We start from the raw sequence: 25,997 nt of genomic DNA on the forward strand, positions 1-25,997 counted from the left end.
ATGTTGTGGCGTCTAATGCTTACCTTACTGCTAGTAGTAGCGGGGTATTTGGGTTATAATTATAGCATCACTAAAAAAAATGCCATTGGTATTGCCCTTTCTATGAAAGTGGTGGGTACTAAATACACTATCAATAACCCCACACATTGGAATCTCAAACATAGCATGCAAGTTACACTACAATCCCCCGTTAAAATCCGCTCCTACCATGTTAAAACCACAACTAGCGATCACTTAGTGGTGTATGAAAAAAACCAAATTGTCCTAGATGAGCCCACAATTTTTAGCTTTGAATTGCCCAAACCTACTATCCAGCTTAGCGATCAAACTTTATTGCACTATGAAATCAGTGTGAGGGATTGGAGTTATGCTAACTTTTTTAGTGGCAACACCAGCACTAAAAAATTTGATCTCATTTTAGACACCACGCCCCCTAAAATCCAAACCATCGCCCAATCAAGCAGCATTACTTATGGCGGGAGTGCTTTAGTGGTGTTTAAAGTTATAGAAGATAATTTAGATCGAATCTGGCTTAATAATGGGTATGAGGATTTTCAAGCCTTTTCTTTTCTTAAAGACGGTTATTACATCGTTATTTTGCCATGGTCTATGCGCCACCGCAGTTTTAACGCCCAAATTTTAGCAAGAGATAAAGCCTATAACACCACAACTCTACCCTTAAGATTTATGAAAAACACTAAAATGCGCTACCCTAAATACACCTCTGATTTAAGCAAACAATACCCAGATGAACAAAGTGCTTTAAAAAATTTTAATCTCAATTCTGATCGCCTCAATGCCCGTTCTAGCATCAAACAAACAATTAAGGACGATTTGAGTAGTACCTCTGTTTATAGACCAATGGTATTTGAGCCTTTTAAACCACTGGGGAATAAATTCCGTGTTCTTTCTCTTTTTGGTGCTAAGAGAACTTATACATTCAAAGGCAAACCAATAGGACAATCCATGCACATGGGTATTGATCTCTTTGGCAGGCATTCTAAAGTGCTAGCTAGCAATACCGGACGCGTCATTTTAGAAGAAGAAATAGAAGGTTATGGTAAAAGTGCTTTGATCTCTTATGGTTTAGGGGTTTATGCTTTATATGGAAGTTTGTCTGAATTATTAACCAAAAAGGGAGATGTTGTAGAATCAAGTAGCGTTTTAGGTTTAAGTGGTAAAAATAAAACGGGTAGATTTGATCATGTACATTTTGATTTGTTGATACAAGGAATATCTGTTTATCCTAATGAGTGGATGAATCCTAGTTTTATAGGGAGTTTAAATGATGTGATTAAAGAGGCGCAATATAAGATCGAAGCGAAATGATTGAAAGGAGAGTGCGTGTTAAGGACCAGACAAAAACAAGTCCGTTGTTTTGAATTAGATATTGCCAATAGCCAGCAATATTTGAGTTTTATCCATAAAAATGCCCCACTTTTACAGGATTATTTGATTCTGTTTAAAGAACCTATCCCTCCTGATGTACAAGAAATGCTAGGAAAATACCAGCTAGCCTATAGTTTTAGCACTAAAGAACTTAAGGGCAAGGCTAGCGATCAGGTGGTGGTGTATGAGGCTTTGGAATTAAAAGAGCAAAAAGAAACAAAACCTTTAAAACCCTCTTTAGAAGAAGATCACCATGTTCAGATTTATGAAAGACATATTAGAAGTGGCGAGGAAATTGATAGTTATTCTAGTCTAGTTTTCTTAGGCAATGTCAACCATGGGGCTAAAATCCACTCTGAACAAAATATTAGCATTTATGGGCGGTGTGAGGGGATCATCATTTGCATGGGAATTTACATGGTTCTTAAAAATGTTTATTCCTCACACATCGCTTTTCAAGGGCAAATTTTAGACACAGCCCAACTAGCGCGCATTAATGAGAATAACAAATTAAAACTGATTACTAGAGTCGACGATATTATTAGCATAAAGGATATTGCATGAAAGAAAGAACAATTGCAAGAAGTGTAGAATTAGTTGGAATTGGTTTACATAAAGGTGTACCGGTTAAAATGGTTTTAGAACCCATGCAAGCAGGCAGTGGGATTGTCTTTAGCCGCTCAGATTTGGGGATAGACATTCCTTTAAACCATAACAATGTGATAGACACCACAATGGCCACAACGCTAGGCTCTGTTTCAAACCCCCAAGTTAGAATTTCCACCGTAGAACATTTGCTTTCAGCTATTAATGCCTACGGGATAGACAATTTAAAAATTTCTGTTGATAATGAGGAAATCCCCATTATGGACGGTTCTGCCCTTGCTCATTGCATGCTATTAGACGAAGCGGGCATTATGGAGTTAGATACACCTAGGGCGTTTATGCGCATCACCCAAGAGATCAAAGTAGAGGAGGGGCCTAAGTTTGCTAAGATTAGCCCAAGTCCCACCCTTTCCTTTGATTTTAAAATTTGCTTTACCCACCCGGCTATTAATGAGCAGCACTATTATTTTTCTTTCTCCAAACACGCCTACAGAGAAGAAATTGCTAAGGCTAGGACTTTTGGCTTTTTACAAGAGGTAAATTATTTGCGATCCAAAGGTTTAGCTAAGGGGGGTAATTTAAATAATTGTATTGTACTAGATGAACATGGCATTGTTAATAAAGAAGGGTTGCGCTATGAAGAGGAATTTGTACGCCATAAAATCTTAGATGCTATGGGGGATTTGGTGTTTTTAGGCATGCCTATGATAGGGGCTTACCAATCTTGTATGGGTAGCCATAAACTCAATGCAAGATTAGTCCATGAGGTGCTTGCTAAAAAGGCCTATGAAGTGATCTATTTAGAACCCAAGCCCAGTGTAGAACCTGTTGCAGAAATGGTGCTAGCCTATCATTGAAAAAAACTTGCGGGTGTTTTATCCTTGTTTTATCCTTGCAAAGCCCTGTTTATGTGGGTGTTTACAACTCAGATTATCGTTTAATCCATGTTTTTAGCGTGTCTAAACCAACCAATTTTGCTTTGAGTGAAATTTTTGAAATATTGCTTAAATGGATCAAAGAGCGCTGTTATCAGATACAAGCTTTATACTACGCCAAAGGTCCGGGAAGTTTTATGGCCATGAAGCTTACCCATGTCTTCATGCACACATGGGTACTTTTAAACCCTGTGCCCCTTTATTCAACTTTGAGCTTTGTATTTAACCAACATACGCCTATTAAAGCCTTTGGGAAAATGTATTATGTCTTATCTCAAGAACAAGTCAAATTATGCGCTTTAGAGTCTGTATTAGAAATACCCATGTGCTTACCCCCTGTACTTGATTTTTCTGCATTTTGTACCAATAACCAACCTCTCTATCTTTTACCTCCTGTTTAAAAAACTTAAGGTATAATGGCAGAAAACTTAGGATTGTGGATTGGTTGTTAGCGTGCCTGCCACGAGTGCTAACTTGGGTCCGGGCTTTGATTGTTTAGGTTTGAGTTTGGATTTGAGAAACCGCTTTTCTGTGTTGCCCTCTATCTATACAAGCATTAAAATCCAAGGCGAGGGCGAGGGATTTTCTAAATTTTTGGTTGATAATATTTTTGTGAAACTTTTTAAAGAAGCCCTAAAAAAACAAGGAATCCAAGAAAATTTTGAATTCTCTTTTTATAATTCCATTCCCATTTCCAGAGGTCTTGGGAGCAGTTCAGCTATTATTGTAGGGGCTATGAGCGCTGTTAGTCATTATTTGCATGGGAGTTTGCATAGGGAGGAAATTTTAGATGCTAGCCTTATGCATGAATCCCATCCAGATAATGTAACTCCAGCTGTATTTGGGGGTTTTAATGTGGCTGTTGTGGAAAAAATCTCTAACAAATTAAAAGCCCACCACCTACGCACAGCTGTTCCTAATTATCTTAAAGCCGTTGTTGTGATCCCTGCTCATTCTATTTCTACTAAATTTGCCCGTCAAGCTTTGCCAAAACGCTATAGTAACATTGATGTAGTCTATAATCTATCTCGATCTAGCCTAATGGGAATGATTTTCATGCAAGAAAAATGGGAACTCTTGCGTTTAGCCTCTAAGGATAGATTGCATCAAGATAAACGCATGAAACTCTACCCTGTGCTTTATGGGGTACAAAAGTTAGCCTTAGAAAATGGAGCGCTCATGAGTACTCTTTCAGGGAGTGGATCGTCTTTTTTTAACATGTGCTATACAGAAGATGCGGCCAAGTTACAAACAAAGCTACAAAGGAAGTATGGTAATTTTAGGGTTGTGGTTTTAGATTTTGATAATCAAGGAGTACAGGTTGAGGAGTGATGGTTTTTTTTCTAAAAATGCGGTACGCATGTGTGTGTGCTGTCGGGGCTCTTTTGCGCAGGATAAACTTCTGCGCTTTAGCGTGCAAGAGGGGCGCATTGTGCCCTTTGCAGGGAGAGGCCGTAGTTTTTATGTATGCCATGCATGCTTAAATGATAAAAATATACTCAAACAAGTATTAAGAGCCAAAAATATCCCTAGGGATAAAAAATATGTGCAAGCATGGCTAGAGGAGATCAGGACATATGAGTGAAATTACCTTAAAAGAATTTGCCTTAGAATTGGGTAGAACAGATACAAAAGCGGTGATTGAAGAGGCTAAAGAGATGGGGTTAAATCTTAAGGCTAATTCTAAGCTAAATGAAGAGGAGGCGCTTAAACTTTATGATTTTATTGTCAATAAAAACGCCCCTCGTGTATCCAAAGCCCCTACAAAGAAAGAAGAAAGCGCTGATAAAAAGCCAAAAGCTAAAGCTAAGATTAAAGAAAAAGAGCAGCCCTCTAAAGTCTCTTCAACTAAACCTGATCCTGCTACCCCTGTTAAAAAGCGTAGTATTGAAATTGTTAGCCTAGAAGAAAAGGAAAAAAAATCCCCTCCAGCTACTAAGAGTACTCCAACTAAAACTAGCCCAATCCAAGTAGACATAGCCATTAAAAAAACACCTCCCCCCTCTACTCCCACAACCAACCCCCTTTTAGGGCGTACCCGTGGTATCCGCATTGTTAAGCGTACCGATCAAGAGGAAGCAGCTCTCGCCCAGGAAGCTTTAAAAGCTACAGCTACAAAGCCCAAAGAGGAGCGCAAACCTAAAAAATCTACAAAACCCCCTAAAAATGTGGCTAAACCGGGGAGCAAACGCGGCGCACAAAAACTTGATTTTGCACAGGATCGAAGCTTTCACGATCTCTATGAAGAAGAGCAAGATGAGGTGGTACTCTTTGATTTGCATGTTAAAGATGAGGAGGAAATTGAGGAGAGCGCTCCTAAACCTTTAAGCGATCGGGTTAAAATCCAGCGTAAAAATCCTTGGATGAGTGAGGGGGGAATTCGCCGTTCGGCTAAAAAAAGACGGGTCTATCGCCCTGAAAACACCCCTAAAAGCGTGCAAAATAGCATCGTTGTGTCTGAGGAAGTACGGGTGTATGAATTTGCTGAAAGTGCTAATCTTAACCTTGCTGATGTGATTAAAACTTTATTTAATTTAGGCATGATGGTTACTAAAAATGACTTTTTAGATCGCGATGCTATTGAAATTTTAGCCGAAGAGTTTGGGTTAGAGGTGGCTATAGAGAGTACGCAGGTTTTTACAGAGGAGGAGCAGGATAAGGAGGAATTAGAATTAGAGGAGCGCGCGCCTGTAGTAACGATTATGGGGCATGTTGATCACGGTAAAACTTCTTTACTAGATAAAATCCGTAACCAAAGAGTAGCCGGAAGCGAAGCTGGGGGGATCACCCAGCATATCGGGGCTTACATGGTTAATAAGGGGGATAAAAAAATTGCCTTTATTGATACCCCCGGACACGAGGCTTTTAGCGCGATGCGCAAACGAGGGGCACAGGTTACTGACATCGCTATTATTGTCATTGCCGCAGATGATGGAGTTAAGCCCCAGACAATAGAGGCCTTTAAACAGGCTAAAGAGGCAGGCGTGCAGATTATCGTAGCGATGAATAAAATAGATAAAGAAAATGCCAATGTAGACAAGCTTAAGGCCGCTTGTGCAGAGTTAGGTTTTAATCCAAGAGATTGGGGCGGGGAGTATGAATTTATCCCTATTTCAGCTAAAACCGGAGAGGGGATAGATACGCTTTTAGAAACTATTTTAATCCAAGCAGAGATCATGGAGCTTAAAGCCGCACCTAATGCTAGTGCGCGAGCTGTAGTGTTAGAGGGGAGTGTAGAGAAAGGGCGCGGGGCGGTGGCTACGGTGATTGTGCAAAATGGAACGCTTAAGATAGGCGATGCGGTGGTGGCTGATGTAGCCTTTGGCAAGGTGCGCACCATGACAGATGATCTAGGCAAAAATCTAAAAACCCTTTTACCCTCTGAAATGGCGCTTATCACCGGGCTTAGTGAAGTACCCGCAGCTGGTTCGATCTTAATGGCAGTAGATAGCGAGAATACGGCTAGATCTTTAGCCAACAAAAAAGCAACTTATCTACGCCAAAAGGCCCTTAGTAAGAGCACAAAAGTACACCTAGATGAATTAGCCATGATGGTGGCTAATAAAGAGTTACAAAATATCCCAGTGGTGCTTAAAGCCGATACACAGGGCAGTTTAGAGGCGATCAAACAGAGTCTACTAGCCCTTAATAATGAGGAGGTGGGTATCCAGATTTTAAGCGCGGGTGTGGGGGGGATTAGCGAAAATGATTTAAGTTTAATAGCCAATAACGAACATGCCCTTGTGCTAGGTTTTAATATCCGCCCAACGGGCAATGTCCGCACCAAAGCCAAAGAGTTACGCGTAGAGATTAAAACCTATAGCGTGATTTATAGCTTGCTAGATGATATGAAGGCGCTTGTAAGCGGACTCATGAGCCCGGTGATTGAAGAAGAAGATACCGGTCAAGCACAGGTACGCGAAACCTTTGTAATCCCTAAAGTAGGTACTGTGGCTGGGTGCATGGTAGTTGATGGGGTGATTAATAAGGGCATTAAAGTACGCTTGATTCGTGATGGGGTGGTGGTACATGTGGGTAAAATTATCTCGCTTAAGCGCTTTAAAGACGATGCGCAGGAAGTGGGTAAGGGTTATGAGTGTGGGATTATGCTAGAGCATTTTAACGATGTGCAAGTGGGCGATGTTTTTGAAAGCTTTAGAGAAATTAAGAAAACAAGGGTACTGTAATGAGTGTACATGCAAAAAGATTAGATGCAAGGTTGCTTGAATACCTACAAGAGGCCTTAGGTACTTTGAATAATCCAGAATTAAGTAATCTCACCCTTACAGCGGTACACTGCTCTAGGGGCAAATACCACGCTGTGATCTATGTAGATGGTTCGTTTATAGAAACAAAGCAAAGGGGGCTACTTCTTAAAGCGCTTAAAAAGGCCACGCCGATACTCCGCGCCCATGTTTTGCAGGTAAGCGGGTGGTTTAAATGCCCACAACTGACCTTTGAATTTGACACCCAGTTAGAACAAGCACAAAGACTAGATAATCTTTTTGCCCGCATAGGTTTATAATGGATAACACAGAATTAGAAAATCTCTTAGAGACAACGCTAAGGGGTATAGGTTGTGCGCTCTATGATGTGGCTTTTTTAAAGGAGAATCAAAGAGATATTTTGCGCATTAGCATTAAAGCACTCAGTGGCCCTACCAGTTTGGACATCTGTGAGGAGGCAAGTTTACTTATCTCCCCTCTTTTAGATGTGCACGCCCCCTTTAAAAATGCCTACACACTAGAGGTAAGTTCTATGGGATTAGAGCGCAGTTTAAGTAAGCTAAAGCATTTTGAACTCTCTATTGGGGATTTAATAGAGTGCAAAACCACAGAAAATACCCGCTTAAAAGGTGTGATACAGGCTGTAAATGGCTCTAGTATTTTACTCCAGTGTGCAGAAAGGCTAGAAAACTTGCCCTTTGAAAATATCAAGAAAGCCAAAACAATCTTTGAATTGAAAGCAACAAAACCCTAAAATTTACTTGAGCTCTGTAACGCTTTGGCCTCCAATGCCCCAGTCATCTTGATCAACCTCCTCAATAATCACTATAGTTCTTGCCCTTGGTTTTCCTAGTACATCAACTAGTAAATCTGTAGCCCCCTTAATCAAAGCCTTTTTATTGGCAACACTTAAAGGGGTAGACTCGCGTGTAATTTTAATACTCACAAGAGGCATGCTCGCTCCTTAAAAATGATATAGAAATTTATACTAGCATAAAAAACCCACTAAAAAAGCCAAAAATTTTTACACTAACACAGCTAAGAAATCTTAAGATTTTTTCCTAACTTCTGTAATGCTTTCGCCCCCAAAACCATAACTATCTGGATCAATTTCTTCAATGATCACTACAGTTCTTGCCCTTTGTTTTCCTAGTACATTAACTAGTAAGTCTGTAGCCCCTTCAATCAAAGCCTTTTTTTCCTTAGCATTAAGAGGGGTGGCTTCCCGTGCAACTTTAATATTAATAAGAGGCATGTTAGCTCCTTAAATGATGTGTAGAGATTTATACTAGCGTAAAAACTTCTACATTAACTAAATCTAGTTAAAACAGGCTTTTATATTGTGCATTACTTTTACAACTAGCTATAACCGCCAAAGTAGGGGTACTCTTGCTTAGATATTTTTCTTAATCAAAGTTTAGGTACAGTTCAGCCTAATATTTTAAAGGAGAGTTTTTGCAAATTAACACCATTTTACAAGGCAATTGTTTAGATATTTTAAAAGATTTACCAAGCCAAAGTATAGATTTTATTTTTGCAGACCCTCCTTATTTTATGCAAACACATGGCGCGCTTTTGCGTGTAGGTGGGGCTAGATTTGAAGGAGTGCAAGAGACTTGGGATCAATTTAAAGACTTTGCCCATTATGATAACTTTTCTTGTCTCTGGCTTGCTCAATGCCAACGGCTCTTAAAAAATAGGGGGAGTATTTGTGTGATTGGATCGTTTCAAAATATCTATCGCTTAGGCTATTTAATGCAAAATTTAGGTTTTTGGATCATTAATGACATCATTTGGTATAAAACTAACCCTGTGCCTAATTTTACAGGAAGCAGACTTTGTAATGCCCATGAAATAATTTTATGGTGTGCTAAAGATAAAAAAGCCTCTTTTACTTTTAATTATAAAACTTTAAAGTCTTTAAACCAAAACAAACAAGAAAAATCAGTGTGGGCTATCCCTTTGTGTACAGGAAGTGAACGGCTAAAAAATCAAGAGGGCAATAAGTTACACCCCACCCAAAAACCTGAAAAACTCTTAGAAAAACTAATTTTAATGGCAACAAAACCCCATGATCTCATTTTAGATCCCTTTTTTGGCACGGGAACTACAGGGGCTATGGCTAAAAAATTAGGGCGCTTCTTTTTAGGCATTGAAAAAAATGAAATCTATATTAAAGCCGCACAAAAAAGAATAGAAAAGATAGTTATTAGCCAAGATACCATGACTTATTTAGAGGAAAAACCCCCTAAAGTGCCTATGAAAGTTTTAATAGATACAGGGTATTTAAAAGTTGGAGACAAATTATACTCTCCAGATTATCAAGAAAAATGCCAAGTTTTAGCAGATGGAAAAGTTTGTGATGCTAGTGGGCAGGTGTTGTCTATTCATAAAATGAGTGCTAAGATTTTAAATAAAATTAATCATAATGGCTGGGATTATTTTTATGTTAAACATGGCATGCAATTTATCCCTTTAAACCAGTTGCGCTATTGTTATAACGCCATAAAGCCCTAGCTTTAGTTATAAGAGTATGTTAGCCCCTCATTCCTACACAACCCTTTAATTTTACTTTTGATAATCTACACTCAGGCTTTTTAGAGTTTTTTTATAATCGTGTGGATTTTAAGATAACATTAAGATAACATTAAGATAACATTAAGATAACATTAAGATAACATTAAGATAACATTAAGATAACATTAAGATAACATTAAGATAACATTAAGCATGATACTGATCTTACTTTAAAGGAGTTTCATGCGAAAAAATAATCAAAAACTAGGCTTTCAATGTAGTTTGGTGCTATGTGCATCTTTGGCTTCTCTTGGTGCGCGCGGGGGCGATATTAGAGATGGGGTTTATCTTGAGGGAAGTGCGGGGGCGCAAAACATGGCCCTTACTTCTCAGACCCAACAGCCCCCAGTTATGGCTATGATTCATAGCACAAGTTTACAAAATAGTATCAAAACGCATTTACAAGAGTTAATTACCAAACTCACAAGTTTAAATGGTACAGCCGCCCAAGTTGGCACAACAAAAAATGTTTCAGAAATTAGCAAGATTGATGCATCAGCCACTTTAGCAGAGATCCAAAGCCTAGAAGCTCAAATTGCTAATGAAATTAGCCTACTACAAAGGTTAATCGCCTCTTCACAAGATTCGCAGGAAAAATCCTCTAATCAATCCATTTTGTCAGCCTACCAGCAAGTTTTAGAAAGTCTAAAAAGTGTGGGTAGCTCTTTAGGATCACAAATTGATCAATACAATAACAAACTTTCTACAGAGAAAAGTACATATAAAACGGCTCAGGGTGCTATAGGTACATTACAAAACGAAATAAGCTCTTGTATTGGTGTCTCTAAATGTAACGCCGGAGAGACACCTCAAACTTCACAACTCAAGCAAGATATTAAAACGCTAATTACCACTTCTTATAACATTCTTAACAACGACATTCCAGCATTTCTTAAAAATCCTTTAACAAGATCTTCTGTCATTTCACAAAGCCAATTTGAGCAGGCTAAAGAAGCCGCAGATAATGAGGTTAAAACATGCAATTTAAATAGCAGTTCTGGTATTAGCTCATGCTTTACTACTTTACGCAGTGAGATGTTTAACGGTAAAACGCCTAGTGGTATTTCTGTTGCACAACTTGCAGAGATTTATGAGTGGTTTAGTAAAGTTGGTAGTCAGTTTTTGGCAAGTAATAACGCAAGCCAAGAGCTCGAATTGCTTAAGATCTATAACGATTCTATCGGGATTGCCACTACCTCCCCTAACTACCGCCTAAACGTCCCTGCCATCAAAATCCCCACTTTAAATTTGACTTATACCAACCAAGAGAGCAAGATTAACACCGATCAAACTAAAGCAAACCAACAGCATAACCTCACACCTATGCAGGCTTTAATCAGTCTTGCGCCTTTAAGTAATACCATTAATAGTCTTTCACGCCCTTTTGGCAATGTTAATTGGAATGCTAGCATAGGCGTTGGATACCAGTATTTCTTTAGCCGCCATTTTGGTTTTGATGCCTATATCAACACGACATATAACTATCTAAACAGCCCGCTTTTAAAACACCTAGATAATTTTAAAGCATTGCAGGGGGTTTCATGGGGAATTGGAGCAGATTTAATTTATGACATGCTTGTTGCTAAGGGACAACAAAAGTGGTTTGCCGGTTTATTTGCCGGATTTGCAGTGGCGGGTAATTATTATTATTTAGACATGAAAGAGACCCCCTTAGCCCGTACGCGAGGGTATAATGTCCTCTTTAATTGGGGGGTACGTTTCCAAAGACAGCATAGTATTTTTAAAATCGGGGTCAAAAATCCTCTTATCACCCGCAATTTATCCATGCAAGCTAATAACACAACAGTGACTTTAAACAAAAGCGCTAAAAGCGCAAATATCTATATTTCATATGCCTATCTCTTTTAGGTTTTAATTTGTTTCTACCTAGCCTTAAGCTTAAGGCTAGCAGCGTGGCTTTTAATTTAGCTTCTTTAAGTGGGCGATCTTTTAATAAAATAAGCTAGAATGTTTGAAAAGCAGGAGTTTTTAATGCTTAGCATTGCCCATAGCCCAGATGCAGATGATGTTTTTATGTTTTATGCCCTAGCATTTGGCTGGGTTGACTTCCCTAAACCCTTCACTCACCACGCCCTAGACATTCAAACCCTCAATACAGAGGCACTTAAAGGCACGCATGCTATTAGTGCGGTGAGTTTTGCCCTCTATCCGCTGATTAAAGATCAATACGCCCTTTTAGAGTGTGCTACTAGCTTTGGAGAGGGCTATGGGCCTAAGCTAGTGCGCCTTAAAAACAAACCCCTAAAAAAGAATTTTAAAGTGGCTTTGAGCGGGCGCTATACCACTAATGCCATGCTCTTTAGGCTTTATTACCCACAAGCGCGTATCGTGTATAAAAACTTTTTAGATATTGAAAGGGCAGTACTTAACTCAGAAGTAGATGCGGGGGTTTTAATCCATGAGAGTATTTTAGATTTGCATGCAGATCTAGTAGTAGAAAAAGAAATTTGGGAGATCTGGTGCGTACTAAGTGATTCTACCTTGCCTTTACCGCTTGGTTGCATGATCTTGCGCCGGTCTATCCCGCTTTTACAGGCAATTTTGATGCAAGAGGCTTTAAGCAAGGCAGTAAAAATTGCCCTTAATCACCAAGATTTACTCTCACAAATGCTTTTAGAGCGGCATTTATTGCGGGTAGAACAGGATCAATTAAACACCTACTTAAAAATGTATGCCAATGAAAGCGCTTGTTCACTAAGCCCTAAACAACAAGCAGGCATTGATAAACTTTTTGAAATAGGCTTTAAACACGGGTTATATCCCGAATTAATTAGCTGTGTTGATCACTGTATCCCTACAGATTATAAACATTTGCGTTTGTCTTGAAGGAAAAGCATGCAAATATTCAAGAATCAACGCATTAGTAGTACCAACCCCTCTTATTTAGAATTGTATTTTGATTATTACAAACCTAAAAAACCTAAAGGCGTGGTGATTCAAATTGCTACAGGCATGGTTGAACACAAAAGGCATTATATTTGGCTAGCCACTGAATTATGCCAGCATGGCTATAGTGTGTTTATCTACGATCATAGAGGGCATGGTTTAAGTGTACTTGAACATGGGAGTGAAATTTATTGGGGAGAGATGGGAGTTGATGGCTTTGAGCAGGCAGCAAAAGACATGGCAAAATTAGCTAGCCATATTCAACATATCTGTAAGGGTTATAAACATGTTTTATTAGGCCATAGCATGGGCTCATTACTAGCCAGACGCTTCATGCAACATAACTACCACCCTATCCATGCCCTTGTACTAGCCGGTACTCCCGCGCCCTTTTTAGGATTAGGTCTATGTGCATGGGCGCTTAAAATTTTAAGGGCTTTACGAGTTTCTTTTACATGGAATATTAATACGCTATTTCATTTACACCCCCGCGTGCGGGCTATGGGGGGCTCTTGGATTAGCCGTAATGTCCAAACCCTAAGAATTATGCGCAGCGATCCAGCATGCCACTTTTATTTTAGCACTAATAGTTTTGCTTGCCTAGTAGAGGGTGCTTATAAAGTGTTTTATACCCATGCTTATGGGCCTAAAGATTTACCCATTCTTTTAGTCAGTGGGCTAGATGATTTATGTGGGAATTTTGGGGTGGGGGTGATTAAGGCTAGAGAATGTTTAAAAAAGCAGGGTTTTACAGATGTTAGTTTGCGCCTCTTTGATCGCGATCGCCATAAAGTTTTAGATGAACCGGATAGAAAAGAAGTGTTAGCATCTATTCTAGCTTGGCTTAAATGCAAGGGGCTTTAAGATTGGACTTAGAATGAGCGGTTATTATCACTCGCTAAAGCCCGTGAGCTTAGCAAAACGATTAAGACGACTGCTAAAGGTTTTATGCTACAATTGCCAGAGTAAGGGCTCATCTTGGAGTAGAGGCGCTAGACCGGTTTAGCTACCAGACCTTGATGATCCTCTCAATCCGCTAGTTTAAGCTATGGGGAGTATGTCAAAAGGATATGCATGGGTCTAGGTGATTTAAATTTAAGTGATGCGGCTCTTTTAGAGATGTTTAATGCCTATAATGGGTGTGGAAAACGGCATACAAAAGGGCATGTCTTTTCCCCGCATAATGTGCAAGACTACCTTAAGGCTTTTTCCTTGTATAAACAGATTATCTTAGGGGATTGGCGTAACGGGCAGGTTTTTTACCGCTTAGCGCAGATGTATGAAAGAGGGCAGGGGGTGGCTCAAGATGAGCAAAAGGCCTTATCCTGTTATCAAGGGGTTATTCAGGTGGCTTTTAAAACCCAGTGGATTTATATCCATGCGCTTAATAAATTAATTGGGGCTTATGAAATGGGAAATGGGGTGGCTAGAGATGTGCAAAAAGTGTTGCATTATCAAAATAAACTCAAAGAGGCTAAGTTAGAGGTTACTAAAGCTTATTTGCACCTCTATCTTAAAAAAACCCTCTCTAAAACAGGGAGAAAACTTTCTCTTTAAACTAAAATAAGGATGGCCATGTTAGAGAATTTACCTAATTTACCCGTTCAACTAAGCGATGATGCTTTGCTAGATTTATTTAACCAGTACAACGGCGATCAACAAGGTGCGCCTCATATGGTGCAAGCTTATTTGCAAGCCTTTGCTTACTTCCGTTGCATTGCTCTTAATGAAAATGACTTTGGCTATGAATTTTACGCTTTAGGGGAAATGTATGAAACAGGACTAGGCGTACCCTTAGATTTAGAGAAGGCTAAGAATCTCTATACAGAGGCAATTAAGCGCTACCAGACCTATGAGGGCGATAGCAAAAAACACACAGAGGCTATGCAGATTTTAGAAAAATGGCTCTAAACTTCCGCGTTAAATGTCCATATCAAAACCAGAATCAGACCCTGTATTGTAATGGCGCCAAGGCTTATTAGTTACACGAGAAGAATCATCGCCTTTGATTTGGCGGTTATGGCTTTGCCTGTGGGTGTTGAGTGGGTTATGGTAGGAATTACAAGAATGGGCTTGTTTGTAAGGGTGTGTCTCGCCTAGATGGGTAGATAATGCCCCTCCTGTAAGAGGTAAACGCACTTTAACAGGCTCTTTAGAAAGCCGTTGCAATATAGATGCCCGTGGCACATTCTTTGCTTTCGGAAGAACAGAGATTTCAACCCCAAAAGGGGCAACTGCGTCTTGGAATTTTTTAAAATCCTCTTGTTTTAGATGATAAACTAGTAAATCCATGTTTGACTCCTTATTTGAGTTAGCCCTATCCTACTCTTTTAAAAACAACCAACGGGCAATCAGTGTTTTAAGGCGTGGTATTTTTCTAATAAAAATAAGGGATGATAGCCCATTTTTGCCTGCCTCAGGCCTTCAATGCCTAAATCCTCCTCGCGGTTTACCAACTCACAATCTGCAAAGGCATTTTTGAGTAGTTGTTGGTTAATCATTTGATAAGCCCCGCGTATTTCTGGGTCTGCCTTTTCAATGTGAATCACCGCTACTTTTTCTTGGATTTTCTCCCCAAAACTAAAGCTCGCCACGCGCTCCTCTAAAAAAATCACCCCCCCCTGCAAATGTAACTGCTCATAAACGGCTAAAACCTCTAAAATCCCTTGATATTCATGTTCTAACCCCATATCATTAGGATTATCTAGAGCATGCCAGCTTTGTAAAGCCTTTCTAACTTGGGATATATTGCTAGCCAAAAGGGGCTTGTAGGTAAAATGTGGGTAGCTTTTTAAAAAGGCGTTGAGGTGGTTTTTCTTTTTATGAAATTTCTTACCCTGCAGGCTGATAAGCTCCGGTACGCTGTAGATATAATCAAAGCGATCGCGCTGTGCTTGAAAATCAAAGACGCCCGGGAAAAAGCTTTCTAATTCTTGCTTGTGTTTTTCTTCTAAAGCCCGTATCTCTAGCGCCTCCTCTGAGAGTAATTCCTCAAGCACCGCCCTTTTATCACCCGCTCCAATGGGGTAAAAATAAAAGGGTTTTTCTTGGGGATATTGCGTGCGAATTAGCAAGCAACCATGCACTATACAAAGGCTAATTTCTCGAGCCAAGCGCCACAAATAAAGATTGGTAAAATTCACATCGGCAATCAAAAAATCATCTTGCTTTAAAAAGGCATCTACTACGCTTTTATCCTCTAAGCAAATGGGTTTAAAGTGCAAGTTCTCTCCGTGTACTAGAATAATTACCCAGTAAAATAGGCATAGGTGTAGGTAAATTTTGCAAAGCCAAAGCGCTTATCTCCACCAAAACCCCCTCTTTTATGGCTAGAAATTTAAAAACCTCTAAAGTCTCTAAAAAGGGCTGGATTTGCTCTTTTTGCATGCTAGCAAACCACAGCGCACACAAAGTAGGGTCTATAGAGGGGTTAGAAAAATCCACTCTTCCAAGCACAAAATACCAGCGCTGGTTTAAAATAAAGCTATGCACAATTTTAAGGCGTTGGTGTACTAATTCTGTAACAAGTTTTGCTAAATTCTCTTTTTCTAGCGCATAAAAACCAAAATCCACCCTACGCGCCTCTATAGCTTTAAAAAGCTCCTCTGGATTTAACTTTAAAACTTGCGCGCGCCTACCAAAAACCCCCCGTGCATCGTCTACAAGCCCGCTTAAGCCTATTTTTTCTACGCTAATAAGGCTTCTTGAAACCCCTAAAATTTCGGTATAAATATTTTCTAAATCCTTACCAACCTTGTCAAAAATGGCATTCTCGCGCACGGGGTTATAAATACTCATGCCTTGTTTATGCTTTTGTTTGGCAATTTGGCGGGTACAGGCAAAGCGGGCATGCAAAAGCGCGCTGATTTTACGATCTAAACTATCAATATAGGCGCGCTGCTTAGTAATTTCTCCTCCCTCTAAAGCGCCTAATTCATGTAAGATTAAATCTAAAAAATCCTCCCGCTCTCTTAAAACACTAATACCCTCCTTTGTGATTCCTAACTCTAAAATCTGTGGGCGGCTATTATAACGGCTAGCCATGCTTGATCCATATGCCCCTGCTTGATAAAAGGCGATTAAATCCCCCTGTTTTATTTCTGGTAAAGCAATAGCCTTAGCAAAACAATCCGCACTCTCACACACAGGCCCTACAATATCATAGGTTTTTTGTGTGGAGGGTTGCTCTTTAAGTACCTTAATCGGGTGGCTTGCCTGATAAAGCGCGGGGCGTAAAAAATCATTCATGCCTGCATCTACAATTACAAAGCATTTATGCGCTCTGTGTTTGATATACTGCACACGCGTGATTAAAACCCCATTAGGGGCTACAATACGCCGACCCGGCTCACAAATAATCGTACAATCCAGCCCTTTAAAAGCCTGTTTAATTGCCTTGCTATAATCATCAAGGGCGATGGTTATTTGATCTTGCTCTTGGCTATAATCCACCCCAAGCCCTCCGCCTACATCTAAAAACTTTAAATCAATCCCACTAGCCATTAAAAAACGCGCCAAATCTGCTAGCGTTATACACGCCTCTTTAAGAGGTTCTAAATTATTTAATTGTGATCCAATATGGCAATGTAAACCTATGGGCTCTAAAAAGGGGGATTGTTTGGCAAACATAAACATCTGCACCGCCTCCTTTTGCTCCACCCCAAATTTATTTTCAAAAAGGCCGGTAGAGATGTAGGGGTGGGTGCTAGCATCAATATTTGGATTAAGCCGCACGGATATACGGGCGGGGGTTTTTTGCTCAGAGGCAATTTGTTCGATTCGTTTGAGTTCTGCAAAAGACTCCACATTTAAAAACAAGATTTTAAGCCGCAGGGCTTCTTTAATCTCCTCCTCTAATTTACCCGCCCCACTAAAGATAATCTTATAAGCTGGAATACCGGCTAAAAGCGCTCTTTGTACTTCATAAAGAGACACACAATCTGCTCCCGCCCCCTCTTTTGCTAGGGTTTGTAAAATTTTCAGATTAGAATTAGCCTTAAGGGCATAGCAGATTAAAGACTTATGCCCCTTGAAAGCTTGCTTAAAGTCTAAAAATGCCTGTGTTAACCCCTGTAAATCGTAAAGATAAAAAGGGGTTTTGTGCTCAGAGGCTGCCTTTAAAAGGCTTGCCAAATCTAACATGGATTAAGAAATTTTTCTGTCTTCTAAAACTTTATGGGCGTGGGCTTCCCCGATTTCAAAGGCTTTTTTGTTCAGATCCACTACCTTAGCCGGTACCTTAGAAACCATGGTTTTAATCACATCTTCACGATCAACACACTGGGTTAAAACCACAGTGATAGCCAAAGCCACCACAGATTGGGTAATAATATTGCCCACCTCTTCTTTAGCAATGGTGATAATGGGGATTTTATAAAGCTTAAATTTAGCCTCATCTTCTGGGGTGGGGCTAACTAAGTGTGGATCAACTACCACAATCCCCCCCTCTTTTACATCGCCCTTAAAGATCTGATAACTGCTTTGTGCTACAGAGAGCATAAAATCAATTTCACCCTCTCTAGCATAGGGGTAAATGATCTCTTTGTTATCTAAAATGATGTCTACCTTAGTAGGCCCTCCGCGTACTTGGCTGGTGTAAGTAGAAGTTTTAGTGCCAAAGCCTCCGGCTTCAATTTTAGCCTCTGCTAAAATCTCTCCTGCTAAAAGCACCCCTTGACCGCCCACACCGGTAAAACGCAATTGTGTTTCCATGTTTGCTCCTTTAAACTTTCTTTTTAGAAAGGGCTTTATCAATCACGCCTTGGTAAGCTTGGCAGTACTCCATTTTGCTAGTATCATGTTTTAAAACACCCACAGGGTATTTATCCTCCCTTTCTTCTGGCGTTAATTCCTCATACTTGCGCTGGCTTACCAAACGAGATTGTATCCAATTAAGGGTTTGTGCTGCCTCGCCCATTTTATTTTTACGGCCTAAATTAATATGGCAATTACTGTGCACATCAATAAAACTAAAGCCTTTATGCTTAAAGCCCTCACTTAAAACCCGCTCTAATTTTTTAGGGTCTAAAACACTCTCTCTAGCCACAAAAGTTGCCCCTGCTGCCATTGTAATTTGGCATGGATCAAAGTGGTTATCAATATTGCCCCCTTGAGCCGTTACTGTCCACATGCCATTTGGCGTTGTGGGGGAGGTTTGTGAATTAGTCAGGCCATAGATAAAGTTATTAACTAGCACTAAGCTTAGATCAATATTGCGCCTGCAGGCATGGATTGTGTGGTTACCCCCAATAGCAAAGCTATCCCCATCACCAGAAACCACCACAACATGCTTGCTTGGATTAGCCATTTTAATACCGGTAGCATAGGCCAAAGCGCGCCCATGTGTGGTGTGCACGGTGTTACAGTTGACATAAGAACTCATGCGCCCGCTACAACCAATGCCACTTACTAAACACACATCATCCATATTCCAGCCTAAACTATCCATAGCGCGGATAATGCATTTTAAAATCACCCCATCGCCACAGCCCCAACACCATAGAGTAGGCGTTTTATCTACCCGTAAATACTCATCATAATTAAATGCCATCTAAAACTCCTTGATTTTAGAAATGATTTGTCGTGGGGAGATGGGGCGCCCGTTGGCTTGGAGTAAACTATGCACTCTCTTACCCATGCTATGCTCAATCTCATGTAAATACTGCCCCTTATTAAGCTCCACCACTAAGATTTTATCAAACTTTTTACCTAGTTCTTCTAAGCGTTTTTTAGGGCTAGGCCATAGAGTTAGGGGTCTAAAAAGGCCTACTTTTTTGGGGTAGTTTTCTGCTTGAAGTTCTCTAAGCGCGTCTTTAATAGCTAGGCTAGTAGAACCATAACCAATGATTAAAATCTCAGCCCCCTCTATGTCTATTTCCTCATTATGGCTTATGCTATCTAGTTTAGAATCAATTTTATGAAATAAACGATCCATAAGATCCCCGCCTATCTTAGCATCTTCAGTAGGAAAGCCAATAGGTCCATGGTGAAGCCCTGTAATGTGGTAGCGATAGCCTTGAAAGAAAGGGTTTAAAATAGCCGGCTCGTCTTGAGGTACGCCATAAGGTTGGTACTCTTTAGGATCGCCTTTAAAAACCCGCCGATCCACTATACTTTTTTGCACTTCCTCTAAATCCGGCAAACGCACACGGCCATACATATGCCCCACTGTTTCATCTAGCAGTAAAAAGACAGGTGTCATGAGCATTTCAGAGAGATTAAAGGCACGGATTGTCTCTGTATAGGTTTCCTCTAAATTACCCGGGGCTAAAGCCACCGCTTTAAAATCCCCGTGAATGGGGTGTTTTAAAAAGTCTACATCACCTTGGGCTACCCTTGTTGGCATGCCAGTAGAAGGGCCTGATCGCATCACATCTACAATTACAAGAGGCGTTTCTGTCATGAAAGCATAGCCCATTTGTTCTACTTTAAGAGAAATCCCCGGGCCCGAACTTGCCGTCATGGATTTAACCCCACTCATGCTAGCCCCTAAAGCTACAGAAATTCCCCCGATCTCATCTTCCATTTGGATAAAATGCCCCGCATGCGCAGGTAAAAGCGTACTCATGGCATGCATAATATCTGAGCTAGGCGTGATGGGATAACCCCCAAAGAAACGACAACCCGCATCAATAGCTCCCTGTGCGACTAAATCATTACCATCTGAGATCACCTCTCTCATTTTCCTCTCCCTTCTGCTAAAGCCTCTGCTAAAAGCATGTAATGATTAGCCCGTACTTTTTCCCCTCTTAATTCTGCCTCTTTAGACACCTTAGCAAACTTAAAATCTCCCTTTTCAGCCACATAAATGGCAAAATCCGGACAACCCAGCTCGCATTTATAACAACCAATACAACTTTCCGGATAGGCCACCTTAGCCACTTTGCCTAAAACATGTGTAGGCTTAACCCCCATTCCTAAAACCCCCGCCGGACACACCGATACGCATAGATCACAACCTTTACAGCGCTGCTCATTTACCCAAACAGGTACGCCCTCAGGCGCTTTCATTTTAGACATCTTTAAACTCCTTAAAACCTGATTTTAACCAGAGTAAAACGGCGTGATACTAGCATTAAATTTCTAAATCATAACTAATATAAGGCGCTCTTTTATCATTTTTAATACGCAACTGCTAATGGTTATGAATGGAGCGCACATGTTCTTGGTAATATTGGCTAAATTTATGGGTTCCCTCTTTGGTTTTGACAAAGTATAAAAACTTAGTTTTAACAGGGAATAAAGCGGCTTTAATAGCCTCCACTCCTACGCTACAAATAGGTATTTTGGGCAATCCCTTATGCTTGTAGGTGTTATAATCGCTAGTATCCTCCAAAATACGCGCATGTGTAACCTTTGTGTGGGAATATTTGCCATAGTTTAAACTCCCATCCATTTGTAAGGGCATGCCATTTTTTAAGCGATTATTAATCACACCAGCAATTAAAGGCATTTCAGAAGCATTAGCCGCCTCTTTTTGGATAATAGAGGCAATAATAAGGGTTTTTTGCCACTCTTTAATATCATAGTGGCCTAATAGCTGCATGCTAAGATTTTGATAGTATGTGTTAGCATGTTGGAGTAAATAATACATCAGGTTTTTAGCTGAAATGCCTAAACTAAAGCGGTAGGTATCTGGAATGATACCGGCTTCTTGATAGGGTGAGTTGTAGGCCTGCTTTAAATCCTCTACTTTTAAATAGAAAATTCGGGCTAAATCGCGGATAAAAAAATAAAGGGTTTCTCCGGGAATTAGGGTAATATCTCTATACACAGGTTTAGAAATGCTAAGGGCATGTAAAAAATCCCCTTTTCTAATTTGGTTGTGTTCTTTAATAGAAATAGCGATATAACCACTCTTAGGTTTTTGCCATACATGCAATTTCTCCATAAGGCGCAAAATCCATAAGTCTAGGGTGTTAGCTTGTATAGGAATTGTCCGGGTTGTACTCTCTAAAGAGATACTTTTTAAGTGATAAAAGGCCTTTTTAAGAGGGCCATTTGGCATGTAAACAATGCCACTAGATTTTATCGGTATACTAAGGTAAAAGAATAATGAAAGCATTATGATTAAAATAATCTCTGGGAGGGTGCTCCGCCCTTTTTTTTCCCTAATCTTTGTCTTTGTGCTGCTTTTAATTACATATATCACTCTAAGAAATGGAATCTACATATCCTCCATACATGTTGGGCAGATCAAGCTAGAGCGATTGTATCTAAAACTAGATAATAAGTTTTTGCTAGACATTGGCATGTTAGATATTGCAGCACTTATCAAGCCTAAAGCAGAAAGGAAAACCCCTAGCATAGAAGAAATTATACAAGGCATTAGATACGGGATATGGACACTAGATTATTTTAAGCGTCTATCTATCCAAAAGATTTATATCAACCCCACCACTAGCGCCCATGTTTTCTTTGATGGCCACCAATATGATATTTCTTTTCCGGGCATTGAGGGTAAATTTTACCTAGAAGAAAATCAAAAACTCTATTTAAAAATTTTACAACTAGATTTAGCGCCTTATTATCTACGCATTACAGGGAATGCAGATTATAGCAGCCAAACCAAACAACTTACCTTTGATCTCCAACTCTCACCCCTAAACAACCCCTCGCTTAGAAAATCTAATTTAAAGTTTTTTGTGCAGGGCTTAACTGATTTTAAAACCCTAGCGCTTAAATGTAACAGTAACTCCATTAAACACTTAGATTTTTTAAAACCCTATATACCCACTACTCATAAAACTTTACGCACTTGGTTATTTGATAACACTAAGTTCTCTAGCTTTAAAATTGAAGATGCCAAACTTTCTCTTAATCTTAGAGATAAACACCTACTTAAAACGCTATTAGCACAATTAAGTGCCCAAGCCATCGTCCAAGACGCGCGGGTTTTCTTTCATAAAGATCTCCCGCCCATTCTCTCTTCTAAAGTTTTGCTTGAGCTTAAAGATCAAGTTTTAGTTATCACACCCCAATACGCAACTTATGAAAATATGGCTTTAGAGGGCTCACAGGTTAATATTAGCCATTTTGGAAGCGCTTCTAAATTAGTAGCAAGCATTAAAATCGCCCCTAAGTCTTCTTATCCCTATGTAGAGCGCTTGCTTAAAGCCTATAAAATCCTTTTACCCCTAAAAAACATGAAATCTTTAATCGGTGCAGATTTATTACTCACACTACAACTTGTACCCCATGCCCACCCCTTAATTTCTATACAGGGTAGTATTAGCGTAGGAAAGGGAGATTTTTTACTCTATAATGTTCCTTTATTTAGCCAGTCGGCTAATATATATTTAGATACAAATCCGGAAAGTAAATATATTTATATCAACACACAACACACCCGCTACCACAACATGGCCGATGTAGATGCGCGTTTAACTTTAGATTTTACGCATAAATTATTATCCGGTAATGCCACAATCCATAAAATCCAGATTAACACTAATAGCAAGATTAACATGCGCGCCTTTAGCCCTTATAGAACCACACTTAATACCCACGCCCCCTCTTTACGCCCAGATATTTTACCCGATCTCATCGCGCAAGGTGAGTCCTCACAGGCCTTTCAAGATAAAATCCGCCAAATAATTAAAGCCCAAAGCCAAGAAATATTTACTGAAGACGCGATCTATGCCAATCAAGACAACTTGCCCAATTTAAGCTTTAATTTAGATTTTTCTAAAGAGCATAAAACGATATTTAAAATCAATGAGTTAGGGATTGAGGGGGAGCTAGGTAAACTTTATAGTGTGCGTGCTAAAAATCTAGCTAAACTCACTTCTATTTCCCCACTAGCGCGCTATTTTGCCCTTAAAAGAGGATCGCTTAAAATCAGCACTAAAGATTTCCACAACTTCCAGTTTTTTGGTATCAATTTAAATATTGATTTGCCCCTATACTACCATGATGGCCGTCTTATTAGTTCCTTTTCTCTATTAGGCACTTTTAGAAAAGATAGCGCAGAAATATTTAGCCCAGATGGCGCTTTTATGGCTAAGATTCAAGGGGGTGAAAAGATCGTCTTTATCAATGATATTAACTTTAATTTAGATGAGTTTTTAGACTCTAAAGTGCCAATTATCCAAGAATTACTCGCCCCAAGCAAATACAAACCCACTAAAGAACAAATTAGAGATGAGAAAATTTTTATCCATGCTAAACAGCACTATGAAAAAGTACATAATATTCTCCCAACCGCCACAATTATTAATGCCTCTAACACAGTGCTAACCTTTAAATCCTTACCTCTAGCCTTAGAGAATTTACGCCTAGTGATTAGAGACGGGCAGGTTAGTGTAGATGGCAGTTACCAACGATCTATGCTCAATCTTGATATGATCCATGGCAATATCACGCTAAAGGCCAGTAATTTTAGCGGGGATTATCTAAACATGGCGCTACAAAGCATCACTTCTAAAGACATCATTCAAGGGGGGTTATATAATCTTATTGGGGCTTATAAAGATCGCGTGTTTAATGGAGAATTGCAGCTACAAAACACCACCATTAGAAATCTTAAAGTCTTACAAAAGACGGTTAATGTGATTAACACCATTCCCTCTTTACTTGCCTTTAGAGACCCGCGTTTAAGCGCTAATGGGTATGAAATTGCTAAGGGTAAAATTATTTTTGGGATTAATGCGGGCTATATTGGTTTTGAGCATATAGATCTAATTGGTACAACCCTAGATGTAGATGGTAGTGGGATTTTAGAGTTATCAAACCGCAAACTTGACATGTCTTTAAATCTTTCTACAATTAAAGGTTTTACTAATGTGATTAATAAAATCCCCATTCTTAACTACCTCATTTTAGGTAAAAATAGGAAAATCTCTACCCATGTCAATTTAAGCGGCAATTTGGATAATCTAAATGCAAAAATCACCTTAGGTAAAGATATTGCCCGCGCCCCTTTTCAAATTTTACGGCGTATTTTTGCGCCTATAGATATTATCATCAGTGAAATCAAGAAAGGAATGAGAAAATGAATCTCCTAGAGTGTAAAAAAAATAAGCGCTATAGAATTGTTGAGATTAGTACTCAAGACTTCCAACTGAAGAATCGCTTTTTATCCTTTGGGATTATCCTAGGAGAGGAAATAACCCTTTTGCAACACTCCATGAAAAAAGCCACCTTTAGTATTGAAATTGGGCATGCACAAATTGCTTTGCGCGCCCATGAAGCCCAGTGTATTTTAGTTGAGCCACTATGAGAGCAATCGCTATTAAAACCTTGCTTTTAGAGCATTTCAAACAGCCCACTACAGAGCTTATTTATCAAAACCCTTATGAATTACTAGTAGCTGTACTGCTTTCTGCACAGTGCACAGATAAACGAGTTAATGCCACAACCCCTGCTTTTTTTAAGGCCTATCCAGATGTGATCAGTTTAGCTAACGCCTCTTTTGAAGATGTGTATCAGTGCATTAAAAGTATTTCTTATCCTAATAGCAAGGCTAAACATTTAATCCAAATGGCACAACAGATTTTGCAAAATTTCAATGGATCAATCCCTAAAACCCAAGAAGAACTTAAAACCCTAGCAGGCATTGGCCAAAAAAGCGCAAATGTGGTATTATCTGTGGCTTTTAATCAAAATGTACTAGCCGTTGATACCCATGTTTTTAGAGTATCGCATCGTTTGGGTTTAACTAAGGCTAAAAATGCTTTGCAAACGGAGGCTGATTTGAGCGCTCTATTTAAAGAGGATTTAGGCACACTCCACCATGCCATGATTTTATTTGGGCGCAGAATTTGTAAGGCCATTAAACCCCAATGTTCTATTTGTTTTTTACAAGAATTTTGTGTAAACAAAGCTAATTTCAAACCCCATTAAACCCTTAATTAGGTAATTGCTGGTATGATACCCCATTTTTAGATGGTTATCTCTAAGGAAGGTAAAATTGTATGGATAGCCAAAACAACAACAATAATAACAATAATGGTAACAATAAAGATGGGGTGAATATCCAGTCTAACCCTACGCTGGCAACTTTAACACCGGTTAACCCTAGGCTTAAAAAGCAACCCACTCTTAACCCTAGAGAGTTAGAGCTTACCACTTATTTAGAAGAGTTGATCAATGATTATAAGGGATTATTAGACATGGAAATTACCTTTATGGCCGAGCTTGGTTCTACTTTTATCCCTTTAAGGGAGGTGTTGCGTTTTGAAAGAGGATCGGTGATTGATTTGCAAAAACCTGCAGGAGAGAGTGTGGATACTTTTGTCAACGGGCGCGTTATTGGTAAGGGAGAGGTTATGGTGTATGAGAAAAATTTAGCCATCCGCTTAAATGAAGTGTTAGACTCCAATGCTATTGTTTATTACATCGCTAGGGATTTATAGAA

29 protein-coding genes and 1 pseudogene are annotated in these 25,997 nt (G+C 39.6%); 19 read left to right on the forward strand and 11 right to left on the reverse strand.

Annotated features, from left to right (window positions below):
• The 9 genes from G6Q00_RS05035 to rimP are packed head-to-tail and all read left to right on the forward strand — an operon-like array spanning position 1 to position 7,910.
• Positions 1 to 1,329 (forward strand): M23 family metallopeptidase, encoded by a 1,329-nt coding sequence (locus G6Q00_RS05035; RefSeq protein WP_240329555.1) that lies wholly within the window; start codon positions 1 to 3, stop codon positions 1,327 to 1,329.
• 15 nt (positions 1,330 to 1,344) lie between these two features.
• Complete coding sequence (locus G6Q00_RS05040) at positions 1,345 to 1,953, forward strand: septum site-determining protein MinC (RefSeq protein ID WP_240329556.1); 609 nt, start codon at positions 1,345 to 1,347, stop codon at positions 1,951 to 1,953.
• On the forward strand, positions 1,950 to 2,852 hold the full coding sequence (lpxC, locus tag G6Q00_RS05045) for a UDP-3-O-acyl-N-acetylglucosamine deacetylase (protein ID WP_163532278.1): 903 nt from the start codon (positions 1,950 to 1,952) through the stop codon (positions 2,850 to 2,852). Before G6Q00_RS05040 ends, lpxC begins: the two co-directional genes overlap by 4 nt.
• Positions 2,849 to 3,331, forward strand: coding sequence for a hypothetical protein (locus tag G6Q00_RS05050; protein ID WP_240330999.1), 483 nt, complete (start codon positions 2,849 to 2,851; stop codon positions 3,329 to 3,331). Before lpxC ends, G6Q00_RS05050 begins: the two co-directional genes overlap by 4 nt.
• Before the next feature lie 40 nt (positions 3,332 to 3,371).
• Positions 3,372 to 4,262, forward strand: coding sequence for a homoserine kinase (thrB, locus tag G6Q00_RS05055; protein WP_163499286.1), 891 nt, complete (start codon positions 3,372 to 3,374; stop codon positions 4,260 to 4,262).
• Positions 4,252 to 4,515, forward strand: a complete 264-nt coding sequence (locus tag G6Q00_RS05060; RefSeq protein ID WP_163499287.1) for a DUF448 domain-containing protein — start codon at positions 4,252 to 4,254, stop codon at positions 4,513 to 4,515. Before thrB ends, G6Q00_RS05060 begins: the two co-directional genes overlap by 11 nt.
• A complete protein-coding gene (infB, locus tag G6Q00_RS05065) occupies positions 4,508 to 7,117 on the forward strand; it encodes a translation initiation factor IF-2 (protein WP_163532279.1) in 2,610 nt (869 codons plus the stop codon). The genes G6Q00_RS05060 and infB overlap by 8 nt, the downstream gene beginning before the upstream one ends.
• On the forward strand, positions 7,117 to 7,455 hold the full coding sequence (gene rbfA, locus G6Q00_RS05070) for a 30S ribosome-binding factor RbfA (protein WP_163532280.1): 339 nt from the start codon (positions 7,117 to 7,119) through the stop codon (positions 7,453 to 7,455). Before infB ends, rbfA begins: the two co-directional genes overlap by 1 nt.
• Complete coding sequence (gene rimP / locus G6Q00_RS05075) at positions 7,455 to 7,910, forward strand: ribosome maturation factor RimP (protein WP_205426520.1); 456 nt, start codon at positions 7,455 to 7,457, stop codon at positions 7,908 to 7,910. The genes rbfA and rimP overlap by 1 nt, the downstream gene beginning before the upstream one ends.
• 3 nt (positions 7,911 to 7,913) lie before the next feature.
• On the opposite strand, the gene G6Q00_RS05080 is transcribed toward rimP, so the two are convergent.
• Together G6Q00_RS05080 and G6Q00_RS05085 are read right to left on the reverse strand one after the other, a co-directional pair.
• Entirely contained in the window at positions 7,914 to 8,111 is a 198-nt protein-coding gene (locus G6Q00_RS05080) for a tautomerase family protein (protein WP_163532281.1), read from the reverse strand.
• Between the two features lie 93 nt (positions 8,112 to 8,204).
• Positions 8,205 to 8,411 (reverse strand): tautomerase family protein, encoded by a 207-nt coding sequence (locus G6Q00_RS05085; RefSeq protein ID WP_163532282.1) that lies wholly within the window; start codon positions 8,409 to 8,411, stop codon positions 8,205 to 8,207.
• Positions 8,412 to 8,611: 200 nt separating this feature from the next.
• On the opposite strand from G6Q00_RS05085, the gene G6Q00_RS05090 reads away from it, so the two are divergent.
• The 6 genes from G6Q00_RS05090 (at position 8,612) to G6Q00_RS05115 (ending at position 14,551) form a co-directional block, all read left to right on the forward strand.
• Positions 8,612 to 9,673 carry a DNA-methyltransferase gene (locus G6Q00_RS05090; protein ID WP_163532283.1) on the forward strand — a complete coding sequence of 354 codons (1,062 nt, stop codon included), beginning with the start codon at positions 8,612 to 8,614 and terminating at the stop codon, positions 9,671 to 9,673.
• A gap of 243 nt (positions 9,674 to 9,916) precedes the next feature.
• Positions 9,917 to 11,602 (forward strand): outer membrane beta-barrel protein, encoded by a 1,686-nt coding sequence (locus tag G6Q00_RS05095; RefSeq protein WP_163532284.1) that lies wholly within the window; start codon positions 9,917 to 9,919, stop codon positions 11,600 to 11,602.
• A 123-nt stretch (positions 11,603 to 11,725) separates the two neighbouring features.
• Complete coding sequence (locus tag G6Q00_RS05100; protein WP_163532285.1) at positions 11,726 to 12,580, forward strand: menaquinone biosynthesis family protein; 855 nt, start codon at positions 11,726 to 11,728, stop codon at positions 12,578 to 12,580.
• 9 nt (positions 12,581 to 12,589) lie between these two features.
• The gene (locus G6Q00_RS05105) at positions 12,590 to 13,504 is read left to right on the forward strand and encodes an alpha/beta fold hydrolase (protein WP_163532286.1); all 915 of its coding nucleotides are present in this window, start codon (positions 12,590 to 12,592) and stop codon (positions 13,502 to 13,504) included.
• Between the two features lie 210 nt (positions 13,505 to 13,714).
• Positions 13,715 to 14,197, forward strand: a complete 483-nt coding sequence (locus tag G6Q00_RS05110) for an SEL1-like repeat protein (RefSeq protein ID WP_163532287.1) — start codon at positions 13,715 to 13,717, stop codon at positions 14,195 to 14,197.
• A gap of 18 nt (positions 14,198 to 14,215) precedes the next feature.
• Entirely contained in the window at positions 14,216 to 14,551 is a 336-nt protein-coding gene (locus G6Q00_RS05115) for an SEL1-like repeat protein (RefSeq protein WP_034375074.1), read from the forward strand.
• 9 nt (positions 14,552 to 14,560) lie between these two features.
• Here G6Q00_RS05115 and G6Q00_RS05120 read toward each other — a convergent pair whose 3' ends face one another.
• The 9 genes and pseudogenes from G6Q00_RS05120 to mltG form a co-directional block, all read right to left on the reverse strand.
• Positions 14,561 to 14,932 carry a hypothetical protein gene (locus G6Q00_RS05120; RefSeq protein ID WP_163532288.1) on the reverse strand — a complete coding sequence of 124 codons (372 nt, stop codon included), beginning with the start codon at positions 14,930 to 14,932 and terminating at the stop codon, positions 14,561 to 14,563.
• A 59-nt stretch (positions 14,933 to 14,991) separates the two neighbouring features.
• Positions 14,992 to 15,864 (reverse strand): DUF2156 domain-containing protein, encoded by an 873-nt coding sequence (locus G6Q00_RS05125; RefSeq protein WP_205426521.1) that lies wholly within the window; start codon positions 15,862 to 15,864, stop codon positions 14,992 to 14,994.
• A complete protein-coding gene (locus tag G6Q00_RS08770; RefSeq protein WP_430750789.1) occupies positions 15,854 to 16,549 on the reverse strand; it encodes a chorismate mutase in 696 nt (231 codons plus the stop codon). The genes G6Q00_RS05125 and G6Q00_RS08770 overlap by 11 nt, the downstream gene beginning before the upstream one ends.
• 3 nt (positions 16,550 to 16,552) lie before the next feature.
• Positions 16,553 to 17,782, reverse strand: a pseudogene (gene lysA, locus G6Q00_RS08775) (diaminopimelate decarboxylase); the annotation flags it as partial.
• Between the two features lie 3 nt (positions 17,783 to 17,785).
• Positions 17,786 to 18,352, reverse strand: a complete 567-nt coding sequence (locus G6Q00_RS05135; RefSeq protein WP_205426522.1) for a 2-oxoacid:acceptor oxidoreductase family protein — start codon at positions 18,350 to 18,352, stop codon at positions 17,786 to 17,788.
• A 10-nt stretch (positions 18,353 to 18,362) separates the two neighbouring features.
• A complete protein-coding gene (locus tag G6Q00_RS05140; RefSeq protein WP_163532290.1) occupies positions 18,363 to 19,190 on the reverse strand; it encodes a 2-oxoglutarate ferredoxin oxidoreductase subunit beta in 828 nt (275 codons plus the stop codon).
• Positions 19,191 to 20,321, reverse strand: coding sequence for a 2-oxoglutarate synthase subunit alpha (locus G6Q00_RS05145; RefSeq protein WP_163532291.1), 1,131 nt, complete (start codon positions 20,319 to 20,321; stop codon positions 19,191 to 19,193).
• Positions 20,318 to 20,659 (reverse strand): 4Fe-4S dicluster domain-containing protein, encoded by a 342-nt coding sequence (locus G6Q00_RS05150; RefSeq protein WP_006564976.1) that lies wholly within the window; start codon positions 20,657 to 20,659, stop codon positions 20,318 to 20,320. Before G6Q00_RS05150 ends, G6Q00_RS05145 begins: the two co-directional genes overlap by 4 nt.
• A gap of 115 nt (positions 20,660 to 20,774) precedes the next feature.
• On the reverse strand, positions 20,775 to 21,704 hold the full coding sequence (mltG, locus tag G6Q00_RS05155; RefSeq protein ID WP_163532292.1) for an endolytic transglycosylase MltG: 930 nt from the start codon (positions 21,702 to 21,704) through the stop codon (positions 20,775 to 20,777).
• A 145-nt stretch (positions 21,705 to 21,849) separates the two neighbouring features.
• On the opposite strand from mltG, the gene G6Q00_RS05160 reads away from it, so the two are divergent.
• The 4 genes from G6Q00_RS05160 (at position 21,850) to fliN (ending at position 25,995) form a co-directional block, all read left to right on the forward strand.
• Positions 21,850 to 24,636 (forward strand): AsmA-like C-terminal domain-containing protein, encoded by a 2,787-nt coding sequence (locus G6Q00_RS05160; RefSeq protein WP_240331000.1) that lies wholly within the window; start codon positions 21,850 to 21,852, stop codon positions 24,634 to 24,636.
• Entirely contained in the window at positions 24,633 to 24,860 is a 228-nt protein-coding gene (locus G6Q00_RS05165; RefSeq protein ID WP_163532294.1) for a FeoA family protein, read from the forward strand. The genes G6Q00_RS05160 and G6Q00_RS05165 overlap by 4 nt, the downstream gene beginning before the upstream one ends.
• Positions 24,857 to 25,483, forward strand: a complete 627-nt coding sequence (gene nth / locus G6Q00_RS05170) for an endonuclease III (RefSeq protein WP_163532295.1) — start codon at positions 24,857 to 24,859, stop codon at positions 25,481 to 25,483. The genes G6Q00_RS05165 and nth overlap by 4 nt, the downstream gene beginning before the upstream one ends.
• A gap of 71 nt (positions 25,484 to 25,554) precedes the next feature.
• Positions 25,555 to 25,995 carry a flagellar motor switch protein FliN gene (gene fliN, locus G6Q00_RS05175; RefSeq protein ID WP_163499306.1) on the forward strand — a complete coding sequence of 147 codons (441 nt, stop codon included), beginning with the start codon at positions 25,555 to 25,557 and terminating at the stop codon, positions 25,993 to 25,995.
• Positions 25,996 to 25,997: the final 2 nt, after the last annotated feature.

It is taken from the genome of Helicobacter suis, assembly GCF_902196125.1.
Taxonomy (GTDB): domain Bacteria; phylum Campylobacterota; class Campylobacteria; order Campylobacterales; family Helicobacteraceae; genus Helicobacter; species Helicobacter suis_B.

Excerpts from the sequence above, each read along its gene's own strand:
- G6Q00_RS05035 (WP_240329555.1), top strand. The coding sequence starts at position 1 with ATGTTGTGGCGTCTAATGCTTACCTTACTGCTAGTAGTAGCGGGGTAT.
- lpxC (WP_163532278.1), top strand. The coding sequence starts at position 1,950 with ATGAAAGAAAGAACAATTGCAAGAAGTGTAGAATTAGTTGGAATTGGT.
- infB (WP_163532279.1), top strand. The coding sequence starts at position 4,508 with ATGAGTGAAATTACCTTAAAAGAATTTGCCTTAGAATTGGGTAGAACA.
- rbfA (WP_163532280.1), top strand. The coding sequence starts at position 7,117 with ATGAGTGTACATGCAAAAAGATTAGATGCAAGGTTGCTTGAATACCTA.
- rimP (WP_205426520.1), top strand. The coding sequence starts at position 7,455 with ATGGATAACACAGAATTAGAAAATCTCTTAGAGACAACGCTAAGGGGT.
- G6Q00_RS05080 (WP_163532281.1), bottom strand. The coding sequence starts at position 8,111 with ATGCCTCTTGTGAGTATTAAAATTACACGCGAGTCTACCCCTTTAAGT.
- G6Q00_RS05085 (WP_163532282.1), bottom strand. The coding sequence starts at position 8,411 with ATGCCTCTTATTAATATTAAAGTTGCACGGGAAGCCACCCCTCTTAAT.
- G6Q00_RS05095 (WP_163532284.1), top strand. The coding sequence starts at position 9,917 with ATGCGAAAAAATAATCAAAAACTAGGCTTTCAATGTAGTTTGGTGCTA.
- G6Q00_RS05100 (WP_163532285.1), top strand. The coding sequence starts at position 11,726 with ATGCTTAGCATTGCCCATAGCCCAGATGCAGATGATGTTTTTATGTTT.
- G6Q00_RS05105 (WP_163532286.1), top strand. The coding sequence starts at position 12,590 with ATGCAAATATTCAAGAATCAACGCATTAGTAGTACCAACCCCTCTTAT.
- G6Q00_RS05110 (WP_163532287.1), top strand. The coding sequence starts at position 13,715 with ATGGGTCTAGGTGATTTAAATTTAAGTGATGCGGCTCTTTTAGAGATG.
- G6Q00_RS05115 (WP_034375074.1), top strand. The coding sequence starts at position 14,216 with ATGTTAGAGAATTTACCTAATTTACCCGTTCAACTAAGCGATGATGCT.
- G6Q00_RS05120 (WP_163532288.1), bottom strand. The coding sequence starts at position 14,932 with ATGGATTTACTAGTTTATCATCTAAAACAAGAGGATTTTAAAAAATTC.
- G6Q00_RS05135 (WP_205426522.1), bottom strand. The coding sequence starts at position 18,352 with ATGGAAACACAATTGCGTTTTACCGGTGTGGGCGGTCAAGGGGTGCTT.
- G6Q00_RS05140 (WP_163532290.1), bottom strand. The coding sequence starts at position 19,190 with ATGGCATTTAATTATGATGAGTATTTACGGGTAGATAAAACGCCTACT.
- G6Q00_RS05145 (WP_163532291.1), bottom strand. The coding sequence starts at position 20,321 with ATGAGAGAGGTGATCTCAGATGGTAATGATTTAGTCGCACAGGGAGCT.
- G6Q00_RS05150 (WP_006564976.1), bottom strand. The coding sequence starts at position 20,659 with ATGTCTAAAATGAAAGCGCCTGAGGGCGTACCTGTTTGGGTAAATGAG.
- mltG (WP_163532292.1), bottom strand. The coding sequence starts at position 21,704 with ATGCTTTCATTATTCTTTTACCTTAGTATACCGATAAAATCTAGTGGC.
- G6Q00_RS05165 (WP_163532294.1), top strand. The coding sequence starts at position 24,633 with ATGAATCTCCTAGAGTGTAAAAAAAATAAGCGCTATAGAATTGTTGAG.
- nth (WP_163532295.1), top strand. The coding sequence starts at position 24,857 with ATGAGAGCAATCGCTATTAAAACCTTGCTTTTAGAGCATTTCAAACAG.
- fliN (WP_163499306.1), top strand. The coding sequence starts at position 25,555 with ATGGATAGCCAAAACAACAACAATAATAACAATAATGGTAACAATAAA.